17 protein-coding genes and 1 other RNA gene are annotated in these 21,083 nt (G+C 52.6%); 11 read left to right on the top strand and 7 right to left on the bottom strand.

Translation table 11 applies throughout. The features are described 5' to 3' along the window. Positions 1 to 13: 13 nt before the first annotated feature. The 3 genes from mraZ to rsmI all read right to left on the bottom strand — a co-directional run bounded on the left by mraZ (position 14) and on the right by rsmI (position 2,017). Positions 14 to 472: a division/cell wall cluster transcriptional repressor MraZ gene (mraZ, locus tag BGL48_RS14610; protein WP_069363346.1), complete on the bottom strand. Its 459-nt coding sequence runs from the start codon at positions 470 to 472 to the stop codon at positions 14 to 16. Positions 473 to 724: 252 nt separating this feature from the next. Continuing rightward, positions 725 to 1,105: RNase P RNA component class A (gene rnpB, locus BGL48_RS14605), an RNA gene on the bottom strand. A 54-nt stretch (positions 1,106 to 1,159) separates the two neighbouring features. After that, complete coding sequence (gene rsmI, locus BGL48_RS14600) at positions 1,160 to 2,017, bottom strand: 16S rRNA (cytidine(1402)-2'-O)-methyltransferase (protein WP_069363345.1); 858 nt, start codon at positions 2,015 to 2,017, stop codon at positions 1,160 to 1,162. 61 nt (positions 2,018 to 2,078) lie between these two features. Between rsmI and BGL48_RS14595 the strand changes: the two genes are divergently transcribed. The 5 genes from BGL48_RS14595 (at position 2,079) to BGL48_RS14570 (ending at position 7,719) form a co-directional block, all read left to right on the top strand. Further along, positions 2,079 to 3,929 carry a penicillin-binding protein activator gene (locus BGL48_RS14595; RefSeq protein ID WP_255377422.1) on the top strand — a complete coding sequence of 617 codons (1,851 nt, stop codon included), beginning with the start codon at positions 2,079 to 2,081 and terminating at the stop codon, positions 3,927 to 3,929. Then, a complete protein-coding gene (locus BGL48_RS14590; protein ID WP_069363343.1) occupies positions 3,926 to 4,291 on the top strand; it encodes a YraN family protein in 366 nt (121 codons plus the stop codon). The genes BGL48_RS14595 and BGL48_RS14590 overlap by 4 nt, the downstream gene beginning before the upstream one ends. A gap of 3 nt (positions 4,292 to 4,294) precedes the next feature. Next, positions 4,295 to 4,885, top strand: coding sequence for a phosphoheptose isomerase (locus tag BGL48_RS14585; RefSeq protein ID WP_046073955.1), 591 nt, complete (start codon positions 4,295 to 4,297; stop codon positions 4,883 to 4,885). A 3-nt stretch (positions 4,886 to 4,888) separates the two neighbouring features. Next, on the top strand, positions 4,889 to 5,437 hold the full coding sequence (locus BGL48_RS14580) for a BON domain-containing protein (RefSeq protein WP_069363342.1): 549 nt from the start codon (positions 4,889 to 4,891) through the stop codon (positions 5,435 to 5,437). A gap of 329 nt (positions 5,438 to 5,766) precedes the next feature. Beyond that, positions 5,767 to 7,719 carry a TonB-dependent receptor domain-containing protein gene (locus BGL48_RS14570; RefSeq protein ID WP_069363340.1) on the top strand — a complete coding sequence of 651 codons (1,953 nt, stop codon included), beginning with the start codon at positions 5,767 to 5,769 and terminating at the stop codon, positions 7,717 to 7,719. Positions 7,720 to 7,825: 106 nt separating this feature from the next. Here the strand turns inward: BGL48_RS14570 and lptG are convergent, their stop codons facing one another. Together lptG and lptF are read right to left on the bottom strand one after the other, a co-directional pair. Further along, positions 7,826 to 8,899: an LPS export ABC transporter permease LptG gene (gene lptG, locus BGL48_RS14565; RefSeq protein WP_069363339.1), complete on the bottom strand. Its 1,074-nt coding sequence runs from the start codon at positions 8,897 to 8,899 to the stop codon at positions 7,826 to 7,828. After that, entirely contained in the window at positions 8,899 to 9,999 is a 1,101-nt protein-coding gene (lptF, locus tag BGL48_RS14560; protein ID WP_069363338.1) for an LPS export ABC transporter permease LptF, read from the bottom strand. The genes lptG and lptF overlap by 1 nt, the downstream gene beginning before the upstream one ends. Positions 10,000 to 10,190: 191 nt before the next feature. Here lptF and pepA point away from each other — a divergent pair, with 191 nt between their 5' ends. The 4 genes from pepA (at position 10,191) to BGL48_RS14540 (ending at position 15,870) form a co-directional block, all read left to right on the top strand. Next, positions 10,191 to 11,702 (top strand): leucyl aminopeptidase, encoded by a 1,512-nt coding sequence (gene pepA / locus BGL48_RS14555; protein ID WP_069363337.1) that lies wholly within the window; start codon positions 10,191 to 10,193, stop codon positions 11,700 to 11,702. Positions 11,703 to 11,849: 147 nt separating this feature from the next. After that, complete coding sequence (locus BGL48_RS14550) at positions 11,850 to 12,380, top strand: DNA polymerase III subunit chi (protein WP_083238619.1); 531 nt, start codon at positions 11,850 to 11,852, stop codon at positions 12,378 to 12,380. A gap of 18 nt (positions 12,381 to 12,398) precedes the next feature. Beyond that, positions 12,399 to 15,257, top strand: a complete 2,859-nt coding sequence (locus BGL48_RS14545) for a valine--tRNA ligase (RefSeq protein WP_069363336.1) — start codon at positions 12,399 to 12,401, stop codon at positions 15,255 to 15,257. A 229-nt stretch (positions 15,258 to 15,486) separates the two neighbouring features. Next, complete coding sequence (locus tag BGL48_RS14540) at positions 15,487 to 15,870, top strand: DUF2061 domain-containing protein (protein ID WP_069363335.1); 384 nt, start codon at positions 15,487 to 15,489, stop codon at positions 15,868 to 15,870. A gap of 52 nt (positions 15,871 to 15,922) precedes the next feature. On the opposite strand, the gene rraB is transcribed toward BGL48_RS14540, so the two are convergent. Beyond that, positions 15,923 to 16,303: a ribonuclease E inhibitor RraB gene (rraB, locus tag BGL48_RS14535; protein WP_069363334.1), complete on the bottom strand. Its 381-nt coding sequence runs from the start codon at positions 16,301 to 16,303 to the stop codon at positions 15,923 to 15,925. A gap of 327 nt (positions 16,304 to 16,630) precedes the next feature. Between rraB and arcA the strand changes: the two genes are divergently transcribed. Further along, complete coding sequence (arcA, locus tag BGL48_RS14530; RefSeq protein ID WP_069363333.1) at positions 16,631 to 17,851, top strand: arginine deiminase; 1,221 nt, start codon at positions 16,631 to 16,633, stop codon at positions 17,849 to 17,851. A gap of 377 nt (positions 17,852 to 18,228) precedes the next feature. Beyond that, positions 18,229 to 19,377: a DUF3103 family protein gene (locus BGL48_RS14525; RefSeq protein WP_069363332.1), complete on the top strand. Its 1,149-nt coding sequence runs from the start codon at positions 18,229 to 18,231 to the stop codon at positions 19,375 to 19,377. Positions 19,378 to 19,446: 69 nt separating this feature from the next. On the opposite strand, the gene BGL48_RS14520 is transcribed toward BGL48_RS14525, so the two are convergent. Beyond that, a complete protein-coding gene (locus BGL48_RS14520) occupies positions 19,447 to 20,778 on the bottom strand; it encodes an ATP-binding protein (protein ID WP_069363331.1) in 1,332 nt (443 codons plus the stop codon). Positions 20,779 to 21,083 lie beyond the last annotated feature (305 nt).

Raw genomic sequence — 21,083 nt, 5'->3', positions numbered from 1 at the left:
TTCACTTCATTATTTACAGAGAGAGGTCAGCTAACCGCTCACTGATCATCGGGGTTGATTCCGCCTGTGTGTCCATATCCTGGCGAATTTGTGCCTGCCATGTTTGCTCATCCCAAATCTCAAACTTGTTGAGTTGGCCCACCAGCATCGCTTTGCCCTCAAGCCCGGCGTACTGGCGCAGCGCCGCGGACAGCAATAGCCGGCCTTGGCCATCCATCTCACAATCAAAGGCATGACCGAGTAACAAGCGCTGTAAACGCCGCTCTGCCGGCTGAAAGCTCGATAGCTGTGCAAGCTTGTCTTCAATCACTTCCCACTCAGGCACAGGATACAAGGCCAAACAAGGGAGCTGGTGATCGATCGTGCACACAAATTGGCCGTCACAATGGGTAATTAAGCCATCGCGATAGCGAGTGGGTAGGGCGAGTCGCCCTTTCTTGTCGACCGATATGGCACTGACGCCGCGTAGCATGGCGCTATTTTCCCTTTTTCACCAAGATTATCCACTTTACACCACATTTTCCCACCCAGAAGTGTACGTAGCAGGTAAAAAGAAAGTCAAGCAAGCCATGACAGTGACAAAGATCACACTTAGGGAGATTAAACAAGATATTTCAGCGGGTTAATCAGTCGCTAAGCCAACCGATCACATCAGGTTATAACCAAATCGTCTGATTCAAACGCTGAAAAAGAGAGGGCGAGCCCAAAAGGCTCGCCCGATAATGAGGTGAGTTGGCCTGTAAGCCGGGTTCTGTACCGTAAAAACGGCGGTAACCATTCGTCTAGGCCTGCAATCGCTCACAGGCTCCAGCAACCTACCCGTCCCCAAACGCGGGCCGCGCCAATAGGGACCTATTTGGTCTTGCTCCGGGTGGAGTTTACCGTGCCACGCACTGTTGCCAGCCGCGCGGTGCGCTCTTACCGCACCCTTTCACCCTTACCTGTGCTCCGAAGAGCCATCGGCGGTCTACTCTCTGCTGCACTGGTCGTAGGCTCGCGCCTCCCAGGCGTTACCTGGCACCCTGCCCTGAGGAGCCCGGACTTTCCTCCCCTTCATCAGTCTCCCGTGGGACATCAATAAAGCAGCGGTTACCCGGCCAACTCGAGCGGGGGAGTATATAGAAGAATCACCACGCAAGCCAGTGTAAATCACGCTTAGCTACAGATTCTCCAAGCCCCACTTATAGAGTGCGTTCTTTTTAACCGAATACAATTCCGCGACTAATGCTGCCGCCTTTTTCAGAGGTAGCTCAGCGGCCAATAAACCTAGTGCATAACACGCCGCCGAGGGCAACGCGCTTTTATCGGCACGATAACCCGCTACCAATAACACCATTTCACCGCGTAGCCGGTTGGCATCTTCATTTAACCACGCAATCAGTTCGCCTAACGGTGCCCCATGAATGGTTTCAAAGGTTTTGGTCAGCTCACGCGCCAATACCACGCGCCGATCCTCACCCAACACTTCACGCATATCCGCTAAACTGTCGCGAATCCGGTGCGGCGATTCATAGAAAATCAAGGTACGAGGATCATCAGCCAAGGTGCGGAACGTATCCTGACGTGCTTTTGTCTTAGGCGGTAGGAACCCTTCAAAACTAAAGCGGTCTGAAGGCAAACCAGAAGCACTTAATGCGGTCACCACCGCGCAAGCGCCTGGCAGAGGCACCACGCGCACACCCGCTTCACGGCATTGCGTGACCAGATGGTAGCCAGGGTCGCTAATCAGAGGCGTCCCCGCGTCCGAGACTAATGCAACTGACTGGCCTTGTTGCAAGCGCGCTAATAATGCCGCCGCTTTTTGCTGCTCGTTATGCTCATGTAAGGCAAAGGTCTTCGCATTGATAGAAAAATGCGAGAGCAATCGTGCGGTGTGACGCGTGTCTTCGGCAGCAACCAGATCCACGCTGGCTAACACATCGAGTGCACGCTGGGTAATATCCGCCAAGTTGCCTATCGGTGTCGGCACAATATATAGCGTGGGGTGAGCATGGTCGGATAGATTTGCATCAGTCATTTGTTTAACAACCCTTCGGCGATTAAGATAGGGGCAACGTTGTCACGGTTGAAACATGTTCATGGTTAAACTTACCCAGAAGCGTCAAAGTGTAACACGACTTATCACCCCTGTAGCCCTAGCGTTAGCGCTGGCTGCATGTAGTGCACCGACGTCTACGCCAACGGCGCGTGATGTCATCAGTCAGCCGGCAACGGAGAATTCGACATTTTATCTGTTGCAAGCAGAAACCAGCCAAGGTGAGAAGCAAAACGACTGGTATCTACTGGCGATCAAAGCACTCATCAACGAGCAACAGCTAAACCAAGCCGACGTGCTATTGCAGCGCTTGTCGGAGCGCCAACTCAACACCGAGCAACGTATTGAGTGGACCTTGGCACGTGCGCGGCTTTTCGCACAAACCGGCCAACTCACCCAAGCCGATCAGGTACTGGCGCTTTCTCCCAGCTGGCAGCTTACAGATAGCCAGTATGTGCGTTTTTACCAGCAAAAGGCCAAGATTGCCCGCCAGCAAGACAATGCGCTTGGTGCGGTGAAAAACCAATACCAATTAGCAAATTATGCCAACGCCGATGACGCGCAGCAGGCATGGAATACCTTGTGGCAAGATTTACAGTTACTGAGCCAAAATGAAATCAAACAGCTGCAAAACAGCGATGATGACATTCTCGCCGGCTGGGTTGCGTTACTTGATATTGCCCGTCGTTACACCGGCGATGTTGCTGAGATGCAAAGCCAGTTGGATGGCTATTTAGCGTCGCACCCTGCGCATCCCGCCAACCAGTATCTCCCAGATAACTTAGCCGACATTCAAGCGTTGACTATCACCCAACCGACCCGTGTTGGCGTGATGTTGCCATTGACTGACAAATTCTCCGAGCAAGGGGATGCGATTCGCGATGGTTTTGTCGAGGCCATGCTGGATGCTGATAGCGAACAACGCCCTGAGGTCCGTTTTTATGACACCAACGCGTTAGACGTTAACACGCTCACTCAGCGCATCACTGATGACGGCGTCGATTTTGTCGTCGGGCCTTTGCAAAAACACAAGGTAGCCGCCGTCAGCAACGCCATTGCCGGACAAGTGCCAGTGTTAGCGCTCAATGAACCAACGGATGATCGCTACCAGCAAGGGGTATGTTATTTCACCTTGTCCCCCGAACAAGAGGCAGCGCAAGCGGCCGATCGCTTACACCAACAGGGATATCAATTCCCGCTGGTGCTCTATCCCGACTCTGCCTTTGGACAGCGAATGCGCGACGCCTTCTCCGCGCGCTGGCAATCATTGACGGATACAGACGTAGAGCGCGCACCGTTGGGTGATCGTGATAAGATGCAAGCGCGCATCCGTGATATTTTCGGCTTAGACGCCAGTCAACGTCGGATAGCCCAAATGAAGCAGCTCACCGACTTGCCGTTGCAATCACAAGCACGGAGTCGTCGGGACATTGATGCCGTGTATATGGTCGCCGGTGCCGCCGAGCTTACCTTGCTCAAACCCTTTATCGAAGTGGCCATTAATCCGGATGTGCAGCCACCCAAGCTGTACGCCAGCTCACGCAGCAACAACCGCGCAGACGGCATGGGGCAATTGGCCGAACTGCAGGGCATCGAGTTTAGTGATATTCCGCTGCTGATTAGCACCCAAAGCGCAGCGTATCAGCAATACCAGCAGCGCCATCCTTCGCCGAGCAATAACACCACGCGTTTACACGCGCTGGGGATGGATGCATACGGCCTGCTGAAAGGGTTACCGCAAATGCAGGCACAACCTGGCTACCAGTTTAGTGGCCAAACAGGCCAATTATCACTGGCGGAACACTGTGTTATCCATCGACAACTGGACTGGGCGCGGTTTGGCAAGACAGACATCGAGCCCATTACTAACCAAACCACGCAGGATGCGCAGTGATACGTCCTCAGCCTAGAGCGAAAGGACAAGCTTACGAGGCACACGCTTGCCAGTACCTAGTGCGACACGGGCTCCGCGTTTTAGATAAAAACGCGCACAGTCGCCGCGGGGAAATCGATCTGGTGATGCAAGACGGCACCTGCTTGGTGTTCGTCGAAGTCCGTTTTCGCCGCGGACAAGATTTTGGCGGCGCAGCGGCCAGTATTACCGCCGCTAAGCAAAAGCGTTTAATTCTCGCGGCAGAGCGCTGGATGCAGTGCCACGGGGTAAAAAGTACACAAACAGAATTTCGCTTTGACGCCGTCACCTTTGATGGCAGTGTTGAGGCGGTCAACTGGATTAAAAACATTGTTCAAGGGTAAGTCATGCTAGAGAGCATCAAAGAGAGCTTTACCGAAAGTATTCAAACCCAGATAGCTGCCGCTGAGGCAATTCCTGAGTACCTGTCACAATCGGCTCAGGTGATGGTACAAAGCCTGCTTAATGGCAATAAAATCCTGTGTTGCGGTAACGGTGGCTCAGCCGCCAATGCCCAGCATTTCGCGTCTTGCTTGCTGAATCGCTTTGAAACCGAGCGCCCCAGCCTGCCAGCGTTAGCACTGACCACAGACACCACCACCTTAACGGCGGTGGCCAATGACTATAGCCATGATGAAGTGTTTTCTAAGCAAGTACGTGCCTTGGGGCAAGCTGGCGATATCTTGCTGGCGATTTCCACTAGTGGTAACAGCAAAGACATCATCAAAGCCATGGAAGCGGCGGTGACCCGTGATATGACTATTATTGCGATGACCGGCAAAGACGGTGGCGAAATGGCCGGATTGCTCGGGCAGCGCGATGTCGAGATCCGCATTCCGTCACAACGCACCGCACGGATCCAAGAAGGGCACTTACTCACCGTACACTGCTTGTGCGACCTTATTGATCAGGTGCTCTTCCCCTCTCACGGAGAATAAACCATGCGCCTGATAATCACCTTGATGTTTGCGCTTGCCTTGCAAGCATGCTCTACCGTGTACTCCTCCGACCCACGCACCACCGGCGAGGAGTGGCAAGACACACAAATTGGCCTAAACACCGCTGGGATTGTTAATAAACCGCCGTTTAGAAACAAAATTCGTGCGAAAGCGGCCGCTTTTCAAGGGCAAGCACTGTTAGTGGGGCAAAGCACCGATCCGGCTCTGACCGAGCAATTGGTTGAGCGCATTCGCGCATTGGACAATGTCGACGTCGTCTATAACGAAGTGCGCGACGCGCCGATGATTGGCCTTGCCGATATTAGTACCGATGGCTGGCTCACGACCCGCGTCAAAGCCGCATTTGTGGCGGACGATCAGTTGCGTTCGGTCAACATCAAGGTGCTCACTGAAGCCAGAGAAGTGTTTTTAATGGGTGCCGTCACCCAAGCGCAGGCAGACAAAGCGGTAGATATCGCCCGCAATGTGCGTGGCGTCGAGCGCGTAATCAAAGCCTTCCAGTATGTAGGTGACGACAACTCATCACAGTGACACACCTAACACTCACGACAAGCGACTCACCTATAAGCCGACCTCTGTGGTCGGCTTTTTGACGTCAGTACGTATTCGTCTGCTTCACCATCCGCGTTTCCCCACACTTTATCTTGTCTTTGGCAATCGCATTGCCTTCTCTTTACCCTTTTCTTTCTTTTTGATCTTCACGAAAAAACATAATCGCAACATCTATCTCTTGATCACATACAAAATAGATACAAAAACTCATGATAATGATTTTTATTAGTTTTTTGTTGGTGAATACTTTTTGTGCCTGATATAGTCTCACAACAAACAAATGATAACTATTTGCATAGGAGTATGACATGCATTTACGTTTAAATCCGCTTACCCTCGCGCTCGTCACCGCGGGCACCCTTAGCCTCCCCGCACATGCCCAAGAGACACAACCTGTCGAAACGGTGACCGTCACCGCCGATAGCCTGCAAGGCAATATGGCGGTCAGCGCTGAGGAGCTTGAAGCCCGTCAGGCGCAAGATCTGGAAGACATGTTCCGAGACAACGCCAGCATCAATGTCGGTGGTGGCGTCGGTGCCGGACAGAAAGTCTATCTGCGCGGGGTGGAAGATACTAATCTCAACATCACCGTCGACGGTGCCGCACAAGGGGGTTACTTATTCCACCACCAAGGCCGTTTAAATATTGAACCCGAGCTTCTCAAGCGAGTCGGGGTCGAGTCAGGCCCCGCCAGTGCCGACAGCGGGCCTGGTGCGCTGGGCGGCAGTGTGCGCTTTGAAACCAAAGACGCACAAGACATGCTACGTCCCGGCCAAACCATCGGAGCTCGCCTCTCAGGCGGCCTTGAAAGCGCAGCCAATGCCACCTCTGGCAGCTCTGCCGTCTATGGCCGCTTAGGTGAATCCTTGGGGATTCTTGCCTACATGAAAGGCCGCAATAGTGATGACTATCGTCACGGCGGCGGAGATCTGCAGCCAGCCACAGCGAGCCAACAACGTAGTTATCTGCTGAAGTTGTCACTGCTCAATCACGGCGATCACGATGTCCGTGTCAGTGCCGAGCGTCGTACCGATCAGGGCGATTACTTTGTCCGTGCTCATATGCCCTACTTCAGCCGTCAGTCACGCAGCTATCAAGAAACCGAGCGCGAAACCTTATCGTTCCAACACCGCTGGGCGCCGGATTCCGACTGGATTGAATTGACCACCAAACTATACCAAAACACCTTGGATCTGGATCGGATTGAAAGTGAAACCTTTAGCCGTGCCCGGAATATCGGCGGCGATATTCGTAACCAGATGCGCTTTGATACTGGCGTGGTGCAACATGCGCTCACCACGGGCGTCGATATGTTCGAGCAAAAAACCGAAAATATCGATTACGATGAAGCCAGCGGTGCCAACAACCAAGATAAAGCACGTAATATCGGCCTGTTTTTACAAGATAGAATGACAGTCGGTGATCTTGGCATTGCATGGGGCGCACGCTTTGATGATTACCACACCGACTATGGCCAAGCCGGCGAAGTCGATGGCAGCGAGATATCTCCTAACTTGCAGCTGAGCTATCAAGCCACTGACAATCTGCGCCTGCATGCCGGCTACGGCGAAGCCGTGCGCGGTGCCAAAACGCGGGAAGTATTGTTGATTGGCGGTGACGTTGAGGTAGAAAAAGGATTAAAACCCGAACAGGCTAAACAAGCAGAAATCGGTGTTGAGTGGCAAGGCTATGGCATGTTGACCAAGCAAGACACCCTGAATCTAGCGGTCACCGGTTTTAATACCCGAATAGAAAACTTCCAGGCGTATGATCGCCGCAGTGACCCGCACTACCTTTACAACCTCGAGGATGAGGTCACTAGCCAAGGCATCGAGGCGCGCGTGGGTTGGGCGCTCAATCAGTTCGATACACAGCTCAGTTATAGCCATGTCGACATGGAAGATGAAAACGGTGAGCCATTAGGTGACGCCATGGCAGTCGGCGCATCAGTCGGTAATACTTGGGTGTGGGATACACAATATCAGCTGGTCGATACGGATGTCAGCTTAGGCTATACCCTGACTGGCGTTGAGCGCTTGACCGATGTGCAAGACGGCGATCACGAGAAGCCCGGCTATGTGGTGCATGACGTGCGCGCGCAGTGGCAGCCAGCGGCCTACCAAGGGCTCACGGTTTCATTAGCGGTCAACAACCTGCTCGACAAGGAATACAGCGAGCACAGCTCGTTTACCTTAAGCAGCGGCAGCAGCATGCCTGAGCCAGGACGAGACCTACGTTTAGGCATGAGCTATCGCTTCTAAGCGTTTACTGTTCCCTCCGTGATACACAAAGGGCCAACAGCATGTCGGCCCTTTTTTGATCCTTTTCTAGCGCTCGCTATTCAAGCGACAGTTTGCTCCTGACGAGTTACAACTTACGCCGGAGAAGCAGCAAGGTGATCACCAAGAAAATCACACTTGGGGTAATGGCACCAACCGCTGGTGGTAATTTGTATACTAAGCTCATTGGCCCAAAGACTTCATTGGCAATGTAAAAGCCAAATCCAAAGATCACCCCCGACAATACGCGCGCTCCCATGGTGACGCTCCGCAGTGGACCAAACACAAAACTGAGCGCCAGCAACATCATGACCGCAATCGACAAGGGCTGGACCGCTTTACGCCATAACGCAAGCTCATAGCGAGAGGCATCCTGCTGCGAGGCTTTCAGATAGGTGACGTAACTGTACAAGCCCGATAAAGATAACTCCTCGGGTTTCACCGTTACGACCGCCAGTTTGTCGGGCGTGAGGGTGGTTTTCCACACCAATTGATCTTGCGTCACATTCGAAATCGCTTCGCGCTTTTGCATCCGAGTAATGGTGACGTCTTTGAGCATCCAACTGTCTTGATTGAGGTAGTCAGCGCTTTCGGCAAACACCACATTGGTCATGTTTTGCTGATCGTCAAACTTCCAGATACTCACCCCAGTCAGGTTGTCTTGCTCATCGGCGCGAGCAATATAAATAAAGTCATTGCCGTCTTTCGCCCATACGCCGCGCCTCACCGACATCACATTGCCGCCTGATTTAGCGATAGCACGCAACTCACGCGCCGCTTTTTGCGCATCAGGCGCGCCCCATTGACCCAGCACCATCACGATGAGCATCAAGGGGATCGCGGTTTTGAGCACCGACATACCGATTTGCAGCTTAGAAATGCCCGCCGCCTGCATCACCACCAGCTCGGAGCTGGATGCCAGCATCCCTAAACCAATCAAGGCACCCAGCAATACCGCCATTGGGAAAAACATTTCAATGTCACGGGGGACACTCAATACCACGTATAAAATGGCTTTACCCATGGTGTAGGTGCCATCACCCACCGAGCGCAGCTGCTCCACAAATTTGATGATCGCTGACAACCCCACCAAGGTCGCTAAGCACAAAGACGAGGTGCCAATCAGCGTGCGACCGATATACCAATCAAGAATGCGAAACATCAGGCAGATCCTTTTAAGCTAGCTTTGAGTTTTCGCACCGGTAGCGAATCCCAACCGGCAAGCACCACAGCCAATAACAAGGCAGCGATATTGACACTCCAAAGCCCAATTTGAGCGGGGAGATCGCCATCTTCAACCGCGGATTTGGCGGCACTGATTGACAAAAAGTACGCCAGATAAATCAAAATAGCGGGGAATAGCTTAGCAAACCGCCCTTGGCGTGGATTCACCGCCGACAATGGCACCACAATCATGGTCATCAAAGGAATACACAATACCAAGGAGATACGCCACTGCAGTTCGGCGCGCGCTTTCAAGCTCGACTCGCCAAACAATTGCAGCGTTGGCACCGCATCCCAATCGCGGCTTTTCTCGCGCACTTCGCGTTGACCAATCAACACCTGATAGTTCTCGTAGGTGGTCACGCCATAATTAAGCTGGGTCGGCAGCCCCTCTGTGCGAGTGCCATCGACCAAGTCTAGTACTTGGCGGCCATCGGTTAACTCTGAGACATAGCCTTTATCCGCCACCACCACATTGGGCAACAAGGAGTCACGCGGCACTGGCTGGGCAACAAATACCTGATTGAGGGTTTGGCCATCATCTTCAATATTATCGACAAAAATGACCGCCTCACCGGAAGGGGCGCTTTGAAATTGGCCTTGCACCAGCAGCTCCAGCCCTGATTTGGCTTCCAGCTGCTCCATGACTTCTAACTCTTGGTTATTGGCCCACGGTGTTAGCCAGAGTGCATTGAAAGCGGCCACCGAGCCGGTAATGATCGCCAAATAAAGCGCCGCGCGGATCAGAAATTCATTGCCGATCCCGGTGGCGTTCATCACGGTGATCTCACTCTCGGCATATAAGCGGCCAAAAGTGATCAAGATCCCGATATACAAACTGAGGGGCAACATCAACATCGCCATCGACGGCATGTATAAACCCACTAAGGTAATAATTTGATCACTCGGGATCGATCCCTCCGTGGCATTGGCCAGCACACGGATGAACTTTTGGCTGAAAAAGACCAGAAATAACACAAATAAGACTGCAACTTGTGTCTTAACCGTCTCCCGGATCAAATATCGAACAATTATCAAAGCGAAGGCACCTATGGAAAACTTGTTTTTTTACTCAAATAACTATAGTTTCTGGTTTAATTAGTTGTTTTCTAATCTTTCGGCCATTTGTTGACCGCCGGCTGATCCGGGCGCATGAAGAGCGTTCAACAACATAGAGGCGGCATTATCCAACATTTGGTCTCAATTGTCTTTAGGATCTAGGAGTACAAATGGAGTTCAGTGTAAAGAGCGGTAGCCCCGAAAAGCAACGCAGTGCCTGTATTGTCGTCGGTGTGTTTGAGCCTCGCCGCCTCTCCCCTGTGGCCGAGCAGCTTGATAAAATCAGCGATGGTTACATCAGCGCCTTGTTGCGCCGCGGTGATCTGGAAGGTAAACCCGGCCAGGTGCTCCTGCTGCACCATGTCCCGAATGTCCTATCAGAGCGCGTACTGTTGGTCGGCTGCGGTAAAGAACGTGAGCTGGGCGAGCGTCAGTATAAAGAAATCATTAAAAAAACCATCAACACCCTGAACGAAACCGGGTCGATGGAAGCGGTCTGCTTCTTAACCGAACTGCACGTTAAAGGGCGCGACACCTACTGGAAAGTCCGCCAAGCGGTTGAGAGCACCAAAGATAGCCTGTACACCTTTAACCAATTCAAAAGCGTTAAGCCAGAAATTCGCCGCCCACTGCGCAAAATGGTGTTCAACGTGCCAACACGTCGTGAACTGAACCTGGGTGAGCGCGCTATCGCGCACGGCTTGGCGGTTGCCTCTGGCGTTAACGCCTGTAAAGACTTGGGTAACATGCCACCGAACGTGGCCAACCCGGCGTACCTTGCCTCGCAAGCGCGTCGCCTTGCCGACGACTATGAAACGGTCACAACCCGTATCATCGGCGAGCAAGAAATGGAAAAGCTGGGCATGCATTCTTACTTGGCGGTTGGCCGAGGCTCAAAAAATGAGTCGATGATGTCAATCATGGAGTACAAGAACAACCCAGACCCAGACGCCAAACCGATTGTATTGGTGGGTAAAGGCCTGACCTTTGACTCAGGCGGTATTTCCATCAAGCCTGGCGCCAACATGGACGAAATGAAGTACGACATGGGTGGCGCTGCCTCCGTGTTTGGGGTAATGCGCGCGCTGGCCGAGCTCAACCTACCGATTAACGTTGTTGGAGTGCTGGCAGGCTGCGAAAACATGCCAGACGGTCAAGCCTATCGCCCGGGTGATATTCTCACCACTATGTCAGGCCAGACAGTAGAAGTGCTCAACACCGACGCCGAAGGCCGCTTGGTACTGTGTGACGCCCTCACCTATGTCGAGCGTTATGAGCCAGAGTGTGTGATCGATGTGGCGACCTTAACGGGCGCGTGCATCATGGCCTTGAGCCACCACATCAGCGCCTTGATTGCCAACCAAAACCCATTGGCACACGATATTATTAACGCCTCAGAGCAAGCCGGTGACCGAGCGTGGCGTCTGCCAATGACTGACGAGTTCCAAGAGCAGCTCGACAGCCCGTTTGCCGATATGGCCAATATTGGCGGTAAAGGTGGCGGCACCATCACCGCCGGGTGCTTCTTGTCGCGCTTTGCCAAGAAATACAACTGGGCACACCTAGATATTGCCGGTACCGCATGGAAAAGCGGCGGTAAAGAAAAAGGCTCGACCGGCCGCCCCGTGCCATTGTTGGTTCAATTCTTACTGAATCGCTCTGGCCTGGAAGTGGAAGAGTAAGGAGAAGGAGGCCAATCGGCCTCCTTTTTTGTTCAGGCTTTATTCAATACTGGTGTCTGCGCGCGCAATCGGCTATGTTGTTGGGCTCGCGCGACCCGGACACCCTGCTTTTGGGACGGAGGCCGTTTCTCATATTTAGGAGCGTATATGCCCACCGCCACCTTTTATTTGCTATCGCCGCCTGATGCAACCGACGATACCGAACGCCCGGGGCTAGCACCCGAACAGCAAGCGCGTGAAAACAAAGACAGTGACACGCAAACGCGTGACACACAAATCATAGTAGCAACCGCTATCGAACTGGCTTTTTACTACTATCAACAAGGGCAACGCATTTACCTGGCCGCGCACGACCAAGCCCAAGCACATCAACTCGATGATCTGCTGTGGCAACGTGACCCAGATGTATTTTTGCCCCATAACTTGGTCGGTGAAGGGCCGCGAGGCGGCGCACCGGTGGAAATCGGCTGGCCTGGCGTACGCCATACGGGCCATCGCAGTGTGCTTATCAATTTGGCGACAGAGCCATCAAATTTTGCGCCTTCGTTTGCACAAGTGGTAGACTTCGTCCCTTGCAATGAGACGCTCAAACAGCACGCGCGTCACCGATATAAAGCATACCGACTGGCAGGCCTGCAACTTCATACCCTGGCCATCGACCAATCGCCCAAACCTTGACGATCTTTCAAGAGCGCTATGGAAAAGACATATAATCCACAATCAATCGAAAAAGCGCTGTATCAGCGCTGGGAAGAGGCGGGCTATTTCCGACCTCATGGTGATACCAGCAAAGATGCGTTCAGCATCATGATCCCACCCCCTAACGTGACCGGTAGCCTGCATATGGGCCACGCGTTCCAGGATACCATTATGGATACCCTGACCCGTGCCGCACGGATGAAGGGCAACAATACCCTATGGCAAGTGGGAACAGACCACGCCGGTATCGCGACACAGATGGTCGTGGAGCGCAAGATCGCCGCCGAAGAAGGCAAAACCAAACACGATTACGGTCGTGAGGCCTTTGTTGACAAAATTTGGCAATGGAAAGGCGAATCCGGTGGCACCATTACCCAACAGTTGCGCCGCTTAGGGGCCTCTGTCGACTGGGATCGCGAACGCTTCACCATGGATGAAGGCTTTTCTAATGCGGTGAAAGAAGTGTTTGTTCGCCTGCACCAAGAAGACTTGATTTACCGCGGTAAACGCTTGGTGAACTGGGATCCTAAGCTGCATACGGCGATTTCCGACTTGGAAGTGGAAAACAAAGATAAGAAAGGCCACATGTGGCACTTCCGTTATCCACTCGCTGATGGCGCTCAAACCGCTGAAGGCAAAGGCTACATCGTGGTGGCGACCACCCGTCCAGAAACCATGCTGGGCGATACCGGTGTTGCGGTCAACCCAGAAGACCCGCGCTATAAAGACCTGATTGGCAAGCACGTGTTACTGCCTGTGGTTAATCGTCGCATCCCAATTGTGGGCGATGAGCACGCCGACATGGAAAAAGGCACCGGCTGTGTGAAAATCACCCCCGCACACGACTTTAACGACTACGAAGTCGGCCAGCGCCACCAGCTACCGATGATCAACATCCTGACCTTGAACGCCGACATTCGCGATCAGGCAGAAGTGTTTGATCATAAAGGTCAGCCAAGCGATGCCTTCGATGGTGCCCTGCCAGAAAACTACCAAGGCCTAGAGCGTTTTGCCGCACGTAAAGCGATCGTCGCCGAATTTGATGCGCTGGGTTTATTGGATGAAATTAAAGATCACGATCTGACTGTGCCATATGGCGATCGCGGCGGCGTGGTGATTGAGCCAATGCTCACCGACCAGTGGTATGTGCGCACCGCGCCATTGGCAGAGCCGGCGGTAAAAGCTGTCGAAGACGGCGATATCCAATTTGTGCCTAAGCAGTACGAGAACATGTACTTCGCGTGGATGCGTGATGTGCAAGATTGGTGTATTTCACGTCAGCTTTGGTGGGGTCACCGCATTCCTGCCTGGTACGACGATCAAGGTAATGTCTATGTGGGCCGTGACGAAGACGAAGTGCGTCGCGATAACCAGATTGGCGACGACGTCGCACTGCGCCAAGACGAAGACGTGTTGGATACTTGGTTCTCATCCGCGCTTTGGACCTTCGGCACCCTAGGCTGGCCCGAAAACACCGATGCACTGAAAACCTTCCACCCCACCGATGTGTTGGTGTCAGGTTTTGACATCATCTTCTTCTGGGTGGCACGCATGATCATGATGACCATGCACTTCATCAAAGATGAAAACGGCAAGCCACAAGTGCCGTTTAAGACCATTTACATGACCGGTCTTATCCGCGATGAAAGTGGCGCCAAGATGTCAAAATCCAAGGGTAACGTGCTCGACCCGCTCGATATGATTGACGGCATCAGTGTTGATGATTTGGTTGCCAAGCGCACCGGCAACATGATGCAGCCAAAGCTAGCAGAAAAGATTGAAAAGGCGACCCGTAAAACCTTCGAGAATGGCATCGAGGCCCACGGCACCGACGCACTGCGTTTTACTCTCGCGGCATTGGCCTCAACCGGCCGTGACATCAACTGGGACATGAAGCGCCTTGAAGGGTATCGCAACTTCTGTAACAAGCTATGGAACGCCAGCCGTTATGTGCTGATGAACACCGAAGAGCAAGATTGCGGCATGAGCGGCGGCGAGATGCAATTCTCATTGGCCGATCAGTGGATCGAGTCTCAGTTCCAGCAAGCGGCGAAAGACTTCAATACCCATCTCGACAACTATCGCCTCGATATGGCGGCAGGCGTGTTGTATGAGTTTATCTGGCACCAGTTCTGTGACTGGTACTTGGAGCTGACCAAGCCTGTACTGTGGAAAGGTGACGACGCACAGCAACGTGCTACCCGTTACACCCTGATCACCGTCTTGGAAAAAACCTTGCGTCTCGCGCACCCTGTGATCCCCTACATCACGGAAGCGATTTGGCAGAGCGTCAAACCATTGGTTGACGGTGTCCACGGCGACACCATTATGAACCAGCCGTTGCCGCAATTTGATGCCAGCCGTGTTAACGCGCAAGCCTCCGAAGACATTGAGTGGGTGAAGCAGTTTATCGTCAGCATCCGTAACCTGCGCGCAGAATACGACATTGCCCCAAGCCAGCCGCTTGAAGTGATGTTAAAAGCCGCAGATAGCCGTGATGCAGAACGTGCCACCCGCAACCGCACCACCTTAAATGCGCTGGCGAAACTCGGCAGTTTCACCGTGCTTGACGGTAGCGAAACCTTGCCTGCGTGTGCCTCTGCGTTGGTCGGCAGCTCGGAGATCTTGATCCCGATGGCAGGTCTGATTGATAAAGACGCCGAGTTGGCACGTCTGGATAAAGAAATCGCTCGCGTCGAAGGTGAAATCAAGCGTGTTGAAGGCAAGCTCGGTAACGAAAGCTTTGTCGCCAAAGCACCTGAAGCCGTGGTGGCGAAAGAGCGTGAAAAGCTCGATGGTTACCGTGAGAGCCTCACCAAGCTTGGTGAGCAAAAAGCGACGATCGCGGCGCTATAACCCTCCGCTCACTCAGCCTATCAAGCCACACCGCTCGGTGTGGCTTTTTTTATGCCTCCAGCACAAAATTAGCTTGGTCAGTTTCTCAACGAGTGTTATACCCATCACTGATCGCCTTTGATAGCTCTGCTCTATGTAAAAGATAGTGAGAACCGTTTTTATTTATCGACAGTCTCTGTGCATACTGTCAGTGTTGATTAAACGCGTGTTGCCAATAAGGAGCTACACCATGAAGAAGACACTCAGTTTTGCTGCTATCCACTTTTCTATCGCCTTTACCGTCGCCTATGTGCTGACCGGCGATATCATCATTGGCAGCCTGATTGCGATGACCGAACCCACCGTCAATACCGGGGCGTTTTATCTTCATGAAAAACTCTGGCAGCTTAGCCGCCAAGCGCGCCCTGCGGTCAAAACCGCCAGCTTTGCGGTGATACACTTTAACGTTGCCTTTTTGGTGGGCTATTTAATCAGTGGCGATTGGTTGGTCGGTGGCGCACTGGCACTGGTTGAGCCAAGCATCAACACCTTGGCGTACTTCTTCCACGAAAAGGTGTGGCAGCGTCGTCATGCGGTAAAATCCGCACCGCTTCACTTGGGGCATCATCATTAAAAAAAGCCACGTTTTCGTGGCTTTATACTCAGTTGTTCAGCCGGGTCGCGCGTTACTCGCCCTCTGGGCCTTCTTCTTCATCCGACTCGAAGTAAGTGCCCCAGCCGTCGTAATCAATATTGTGCTTATCAGCTAACGTCACCAGCTTTTCGACTTGCTCATCAATGCGCTCAGCATTCAAGGCCGTTTCCATCACCGCGTCAAAGCAGACGATAGTGCCGCCCTCTTCCAGCTCAAGCTCTTCAGCTTCGGCCACATCAAAGCCCATTTTAAAAGCTTCTACCGCCGCATCTTCCAGCGCTTCAAAGGTATCAGCACACAGGTGATGCTCAATGGTATATAGCGCATCAGGATCACTGCCATCGGCAAGAAGCTCCTCGATGATCATCCGCGTTTCTTGGTGTTGTTGTTCGATAAGTTCAGCCTGTGACATAGACGCGACTCCAGAAAATGAATACGGGCGCAATATGGCACGGTTTGGCAAAAAATGCCACGTTCCATCACAGTGTCATTGATGAGAAAACCGCCAAGTTAATGAATTTTCTGTGACCTTGCTAGTCCGGCGAGATTGTTAGTGATTTGTAACATTGACCTCCCCCGAGAAGGTTGTCATTATTCGAGCATCCAAGGAGGAGATGAGACACGCCCACCCTGTGCAAACGGCCTGCATTCCCACCTAACCGGTGAGCACACCGCCCGTGTGTGCAACACGCTGTTTGTCTCATTACCTGGCCCGTATTAAGGAAAAAGAGGACCTACCATGAGTGAGTTTTACGTTGGATCTGAAGTTGGGCAACTGAAGCGTGTACTGCTTCACCGCCCTGAACGAGCGTTGAACCACCTGACGCCATCTAACTGTCATGAACTGTTGTTTGATGATGTGCTGGCTGTTGAGCGCGCGGGCGAAGAGCATGACATGTTTGCCCGCACCCTCACCGACCAAGGCGTCGACGTGTATCTGCTCCACGATTTACTGGTCGAAACCCTGGCCGTGCCCGAGGCCAAACAGTGGCTGCTCGACACCCAGCTCAACCACTACCGCCTCGGTTATCAATTCGCCAGTGATGTACGCGCCTACTTGGCAGACATTGACCACAACACCCTGGCTGACATTCTGCTCGGTGGCTTAAGCTATATCGACTTGCCCGTGCAATCATCCTCAATGATGCAGGCCATGCACGATAAAACCGACTTTGTGATTGAGCCGCTGCCCAACCATCTATTTACTCGCGACACCTCGTGCTGGGTGTATGGTGGCGTATCACTCAACCCCATGGCGAAACCGGCGCGCCAACGTGAAACCAACCATCTGCGCGCGATTTACCGCTGGCACCCGGAATTTGCGGGCAGCGCGTTTATTAATTACCTCGGTGATGAAGTGCGTGACTACGACAACGCCATGATTGAAGGCGGCGATGTGCTAGTCATTGGCCGTGGTGCGGTGTTAATTGGCATGTCCGAGCGCACCACCCCACAAGGGGTTGAGCAACTGGCACGTAGCCTGCTGTTCAGTGGCCAAGCCAAAGAAGTGATTGCAGTGCAACTGCCGAAAAACCGCTCGTGCATGCACCTAGATACCGTGATGACCCACATGGACGTGCACACCTTCTCGGTTTATCCCACCGTGATGCGCCCCGACTTGCCATGCTGGCGCCTGACCCGCAAAGGCGAAGACGGCCTTAACGTAGACGCGCAGTCTTGCTACCTCACCGCGATTGAAAAAGCACTCGACGTCGGGCCGTTAAACATCATTACTACCGGCGGCGACAGCTATGCCGCCGAGCGTGAACAATGGAACGATGCCAACAACGTGCTCACGGTCAAACCTGGGGTGGTGATTGGTTATGAAGGCAACACCTACACCAACGAGAAATACGACAAAGCCGGTATCAAGGTGTTGTCCGTCCCCGGCGACCAGCTAGGACGAGGCCGTGGTGGCGCGCGCTGTATGAGCTGTCCGCTCGAGCGCGACGGTATCTAAGGCTCTCCGGTTTAACGTTAGCCGCTGCCTCGCCAGCGGCTTTATTTTACCGTCTACTGTTATGTTTACTGGCAAACTCCTACATTCACGCCCGCCAACCGAAATTTAAGCCGCATCATCACTTCTTCATCATTATCAGGATGTTATTAAAGCTCGGCCGAAGAATCGGTTAAGAGGCCTCATTCTACTGTCATACTTTTTGATGAGTGAGCATTTACTCTAGTACCAGAAATAATTAACGTCGCCACAAGGTGACACGTTTTTTGTGAACGGTACTCTCACCTCGGCGCTTTACACATAGCGTGTTAGGACAGAGACATCGCACTATACAAACGTTAGTCCGCTAACGTCAGTTGAAGTACACAAGAGGACATGCGATGAATAAGAAAATACTGATTTCGCTGCTATTAGTCGGCTTTACCCACACTTTTACCCCCGCTTTTGCCGGCAATGCAGACAACCGAGTGGTCACAGTCAAGCGCGACACCGCCAAACAGCTTAGCCGAGACTATGCGCAAATCGCCCCAACGCTACAGCGCAACATTAATAGTTATGGCTTAAATGCCCCCTTGTCGGCACTGACAAAGCCTGAAGCGCGCAGCTCACGCAGCAAACGCAGCCTGGATACTCAGCTACACAGCGCTGACCGTGCGTTGCGTGAAGCGCAAGGCGTCGAAGACGTCGCCGACCAACTGCTCGAAGTACGCTTAGCCGACCCCAGTATGCTGGCGCGCTGGCAGGCCGGCCAAGCGCCTTTGTTTGCTTTTGAACCGGCAGGCGATGAAAAGACCTGGACCCAAATCGAAGCATTTGATATCAAAGGCAACACCCATTGGCTAGACGTCTATCAAATGCCAGACCGCCCGGTATTGGTGGTGGATACCAATGGTAAGGCGTCTCTTAAAGCTGGCCTAGAAGTGATGCGTCGCACCTTGGCCGAGCAGAACCCTGCCCCACGGATGCGCCGAAGTGCGCGCATGATGGCACAAGAGCCCGCGGAGCCGATTGATACCACGGTGCTAAAAACTATTCGCCTTGAAGATGACAAAGAACCGTGGATCTCCGGCGCGGCAGAAGTGTATGCGATTGTCACCGGCGTCAACCCTAGCCGCGACGAACCCACGCTCGATATTGTCGATATGCCTTATTTGGATTACGACAAAACCACCTATCACCCCAACCAGGTGATGATCCACTGGGACCGCTATCGTTGGGGCGCGGCAGACGTGATCTTAATGGAGCAAGACGACGGCACCAACTACAAAGAGCTGGCGCTGAAACTTAACGAAGTGGCGAACGACATCCTGGCGGCAATCCCAGATTTAGAAGTGCAAGCCTATGGCGTGATCACGCAAATCACCGGCAAAATCATCGAAGCCATCCCCGACGGCTGGCTCACCAACGATGATGACTTTGTGGACGTGTACTACACCCTCCTCAAAGACCGCGAATACCGCGACCACCCCAGCGCCGGCGGCAACACCACCGCCACCTGGGAGCCACTGACCATCGAACCGACAGAATAATGATGGACTGGAGATAGAAAGCCATGACGCAGCCGTGGGGCTGCGTTTCTTGTGTCGGAGTTGACTCACCTAGCCGTGGTCTCGATCGCTCAGATGATCAAGTAAGTACTCAGTATAATAAAGTGGCATCACGACATGCTCTTGCTCGGTTGCTGGCGAGCCTTGCGTGCCTGTAAGTTTGATCGTCTTGTGGGGCTTGCACTTGTCGATGTAAGACTGCAATGATTTTGCACGGGTTCGCTTACCGCTCTTCACTTCGACAGGCACGATACGACCTAGGTCATCCGCGATGATGAACTCTATCTCCGCTCTTGCATCCCCCCAAGAAAAGCTTGGCTCAATACCTAATGCAGCGGTTTCCTGCTGAACATAGTTCTCGGCGACATATCCCTTGTATTCATAGCCTTGCTGTTTAATTTCACGGTACCCGGTGCCGAGCATATGGTTTAATACCCCGACATCAAAGAGGAATAGTTTAACCGTATTGTCCTTCTGGTAAGCCGCTAAAGGCGAACGAGGCCGTCCTTCAATCGGATAATTCTTTAACGCAAGCCGACACTTGTGAAGCCATGTGATCGCACTTTCATATTCCGCATAGCGGGACTTGCGTTCGTGAACGCCCTTAAATTTGAACCGCTTTACGGAGTCGTCGTAGACCGAAGATAGCTGAGCAGGAATGCTTCGAAAGACAGACTCGATTAACTGCGCATCCACTTTGCCAGCGTACTTCCCGAAATCCCGCATGTAGCCCTCGATTAAGTTTCGATGGACTGCAGAGACGGCATCAATGCGTTCAAGAATGCTGCGCTCTGCGTCTTCGAACCACGAGTTCACGGCTTCAGGCATGCCGCCAACGAAGTAATAATCGGTTAGCAGCTCGATTAACTTGGAATGAGCCGCAGAAGAATTCAGCTTTTGAGCAAACGCTTTTTGCAGTGCTTGTTCTCCCGAGGCCCACAAAAACTCCCGGAAAGTCAGTGGCCTTAAGTAGTGCTGCTCAACTTTTCCAACGGGAAAGGAGGTGAGCAATCCGATGTTTGAGCCACTGGCAGCCACATAGGCATTAGGCGCCTTTTCTGCAAAGTACTTAAGCGCGGTAACCGCTCTTGGGCATTCACCAATTTCATCTAAAATAAGAAGATCGGTTGATAGCTCAACGTTCTGTCCGGTTAGGAGTTCAATGTTGGTGATGATGTCGTCGGGGTTAAGAGATCCTGAGAAAGCGTCCATTAACTCCGGGCTTTCGAGAAAATCGAGTCTGACGACCTTGTCGAAGGTGGCGCCTAACAGTTCTTGCAATAGGAAGGTTTTGCCCGTTTGTCTCGCACCGTCAATCAGTAAAGGCTTCCTATTCGGCTTGTCTTTCCAAGCAAGGAGGTTTTCAAGTAGTGCTCGCTTCATCTAACCACCTCAGTTTAAGCGCTCATCTGATTGGTTGTTTATTACACAAAAACGCGCAACAAAATGCAAGATAAAACATTTTTACGCGCATAAAAGTGTATGAACCAACACTTTTATGCGCGTTATAGTGCTGTTAGAGAGGAGAGGGATGAGAGTGGGCATCACACTGGATTGGTAAATTCTGCTCGTTCCCACGCTCCCGCGTGGGAATGCATACGAAACTCGAAACCTGAACAGTAGTCGTGACAAAACTATCGAATCGTACTTGTCGAATTTGGTTGCTTTGATTCTGCTGAACGGATCTC

The organism is Salinivibrio sp. SS3 (genome assembly GCF_001722105.1).
Taxonomy (GTDB): domain Bacteria; phylum Pseudomonadota; class Gammaproteobacteria; order Enterobacterales; family Vibrionaceae; genus Salinivibrio; species Salinivibrio kushneri.
This window is presented reverse-complemented; position numbering and strand designations above follow the sequence as displayed.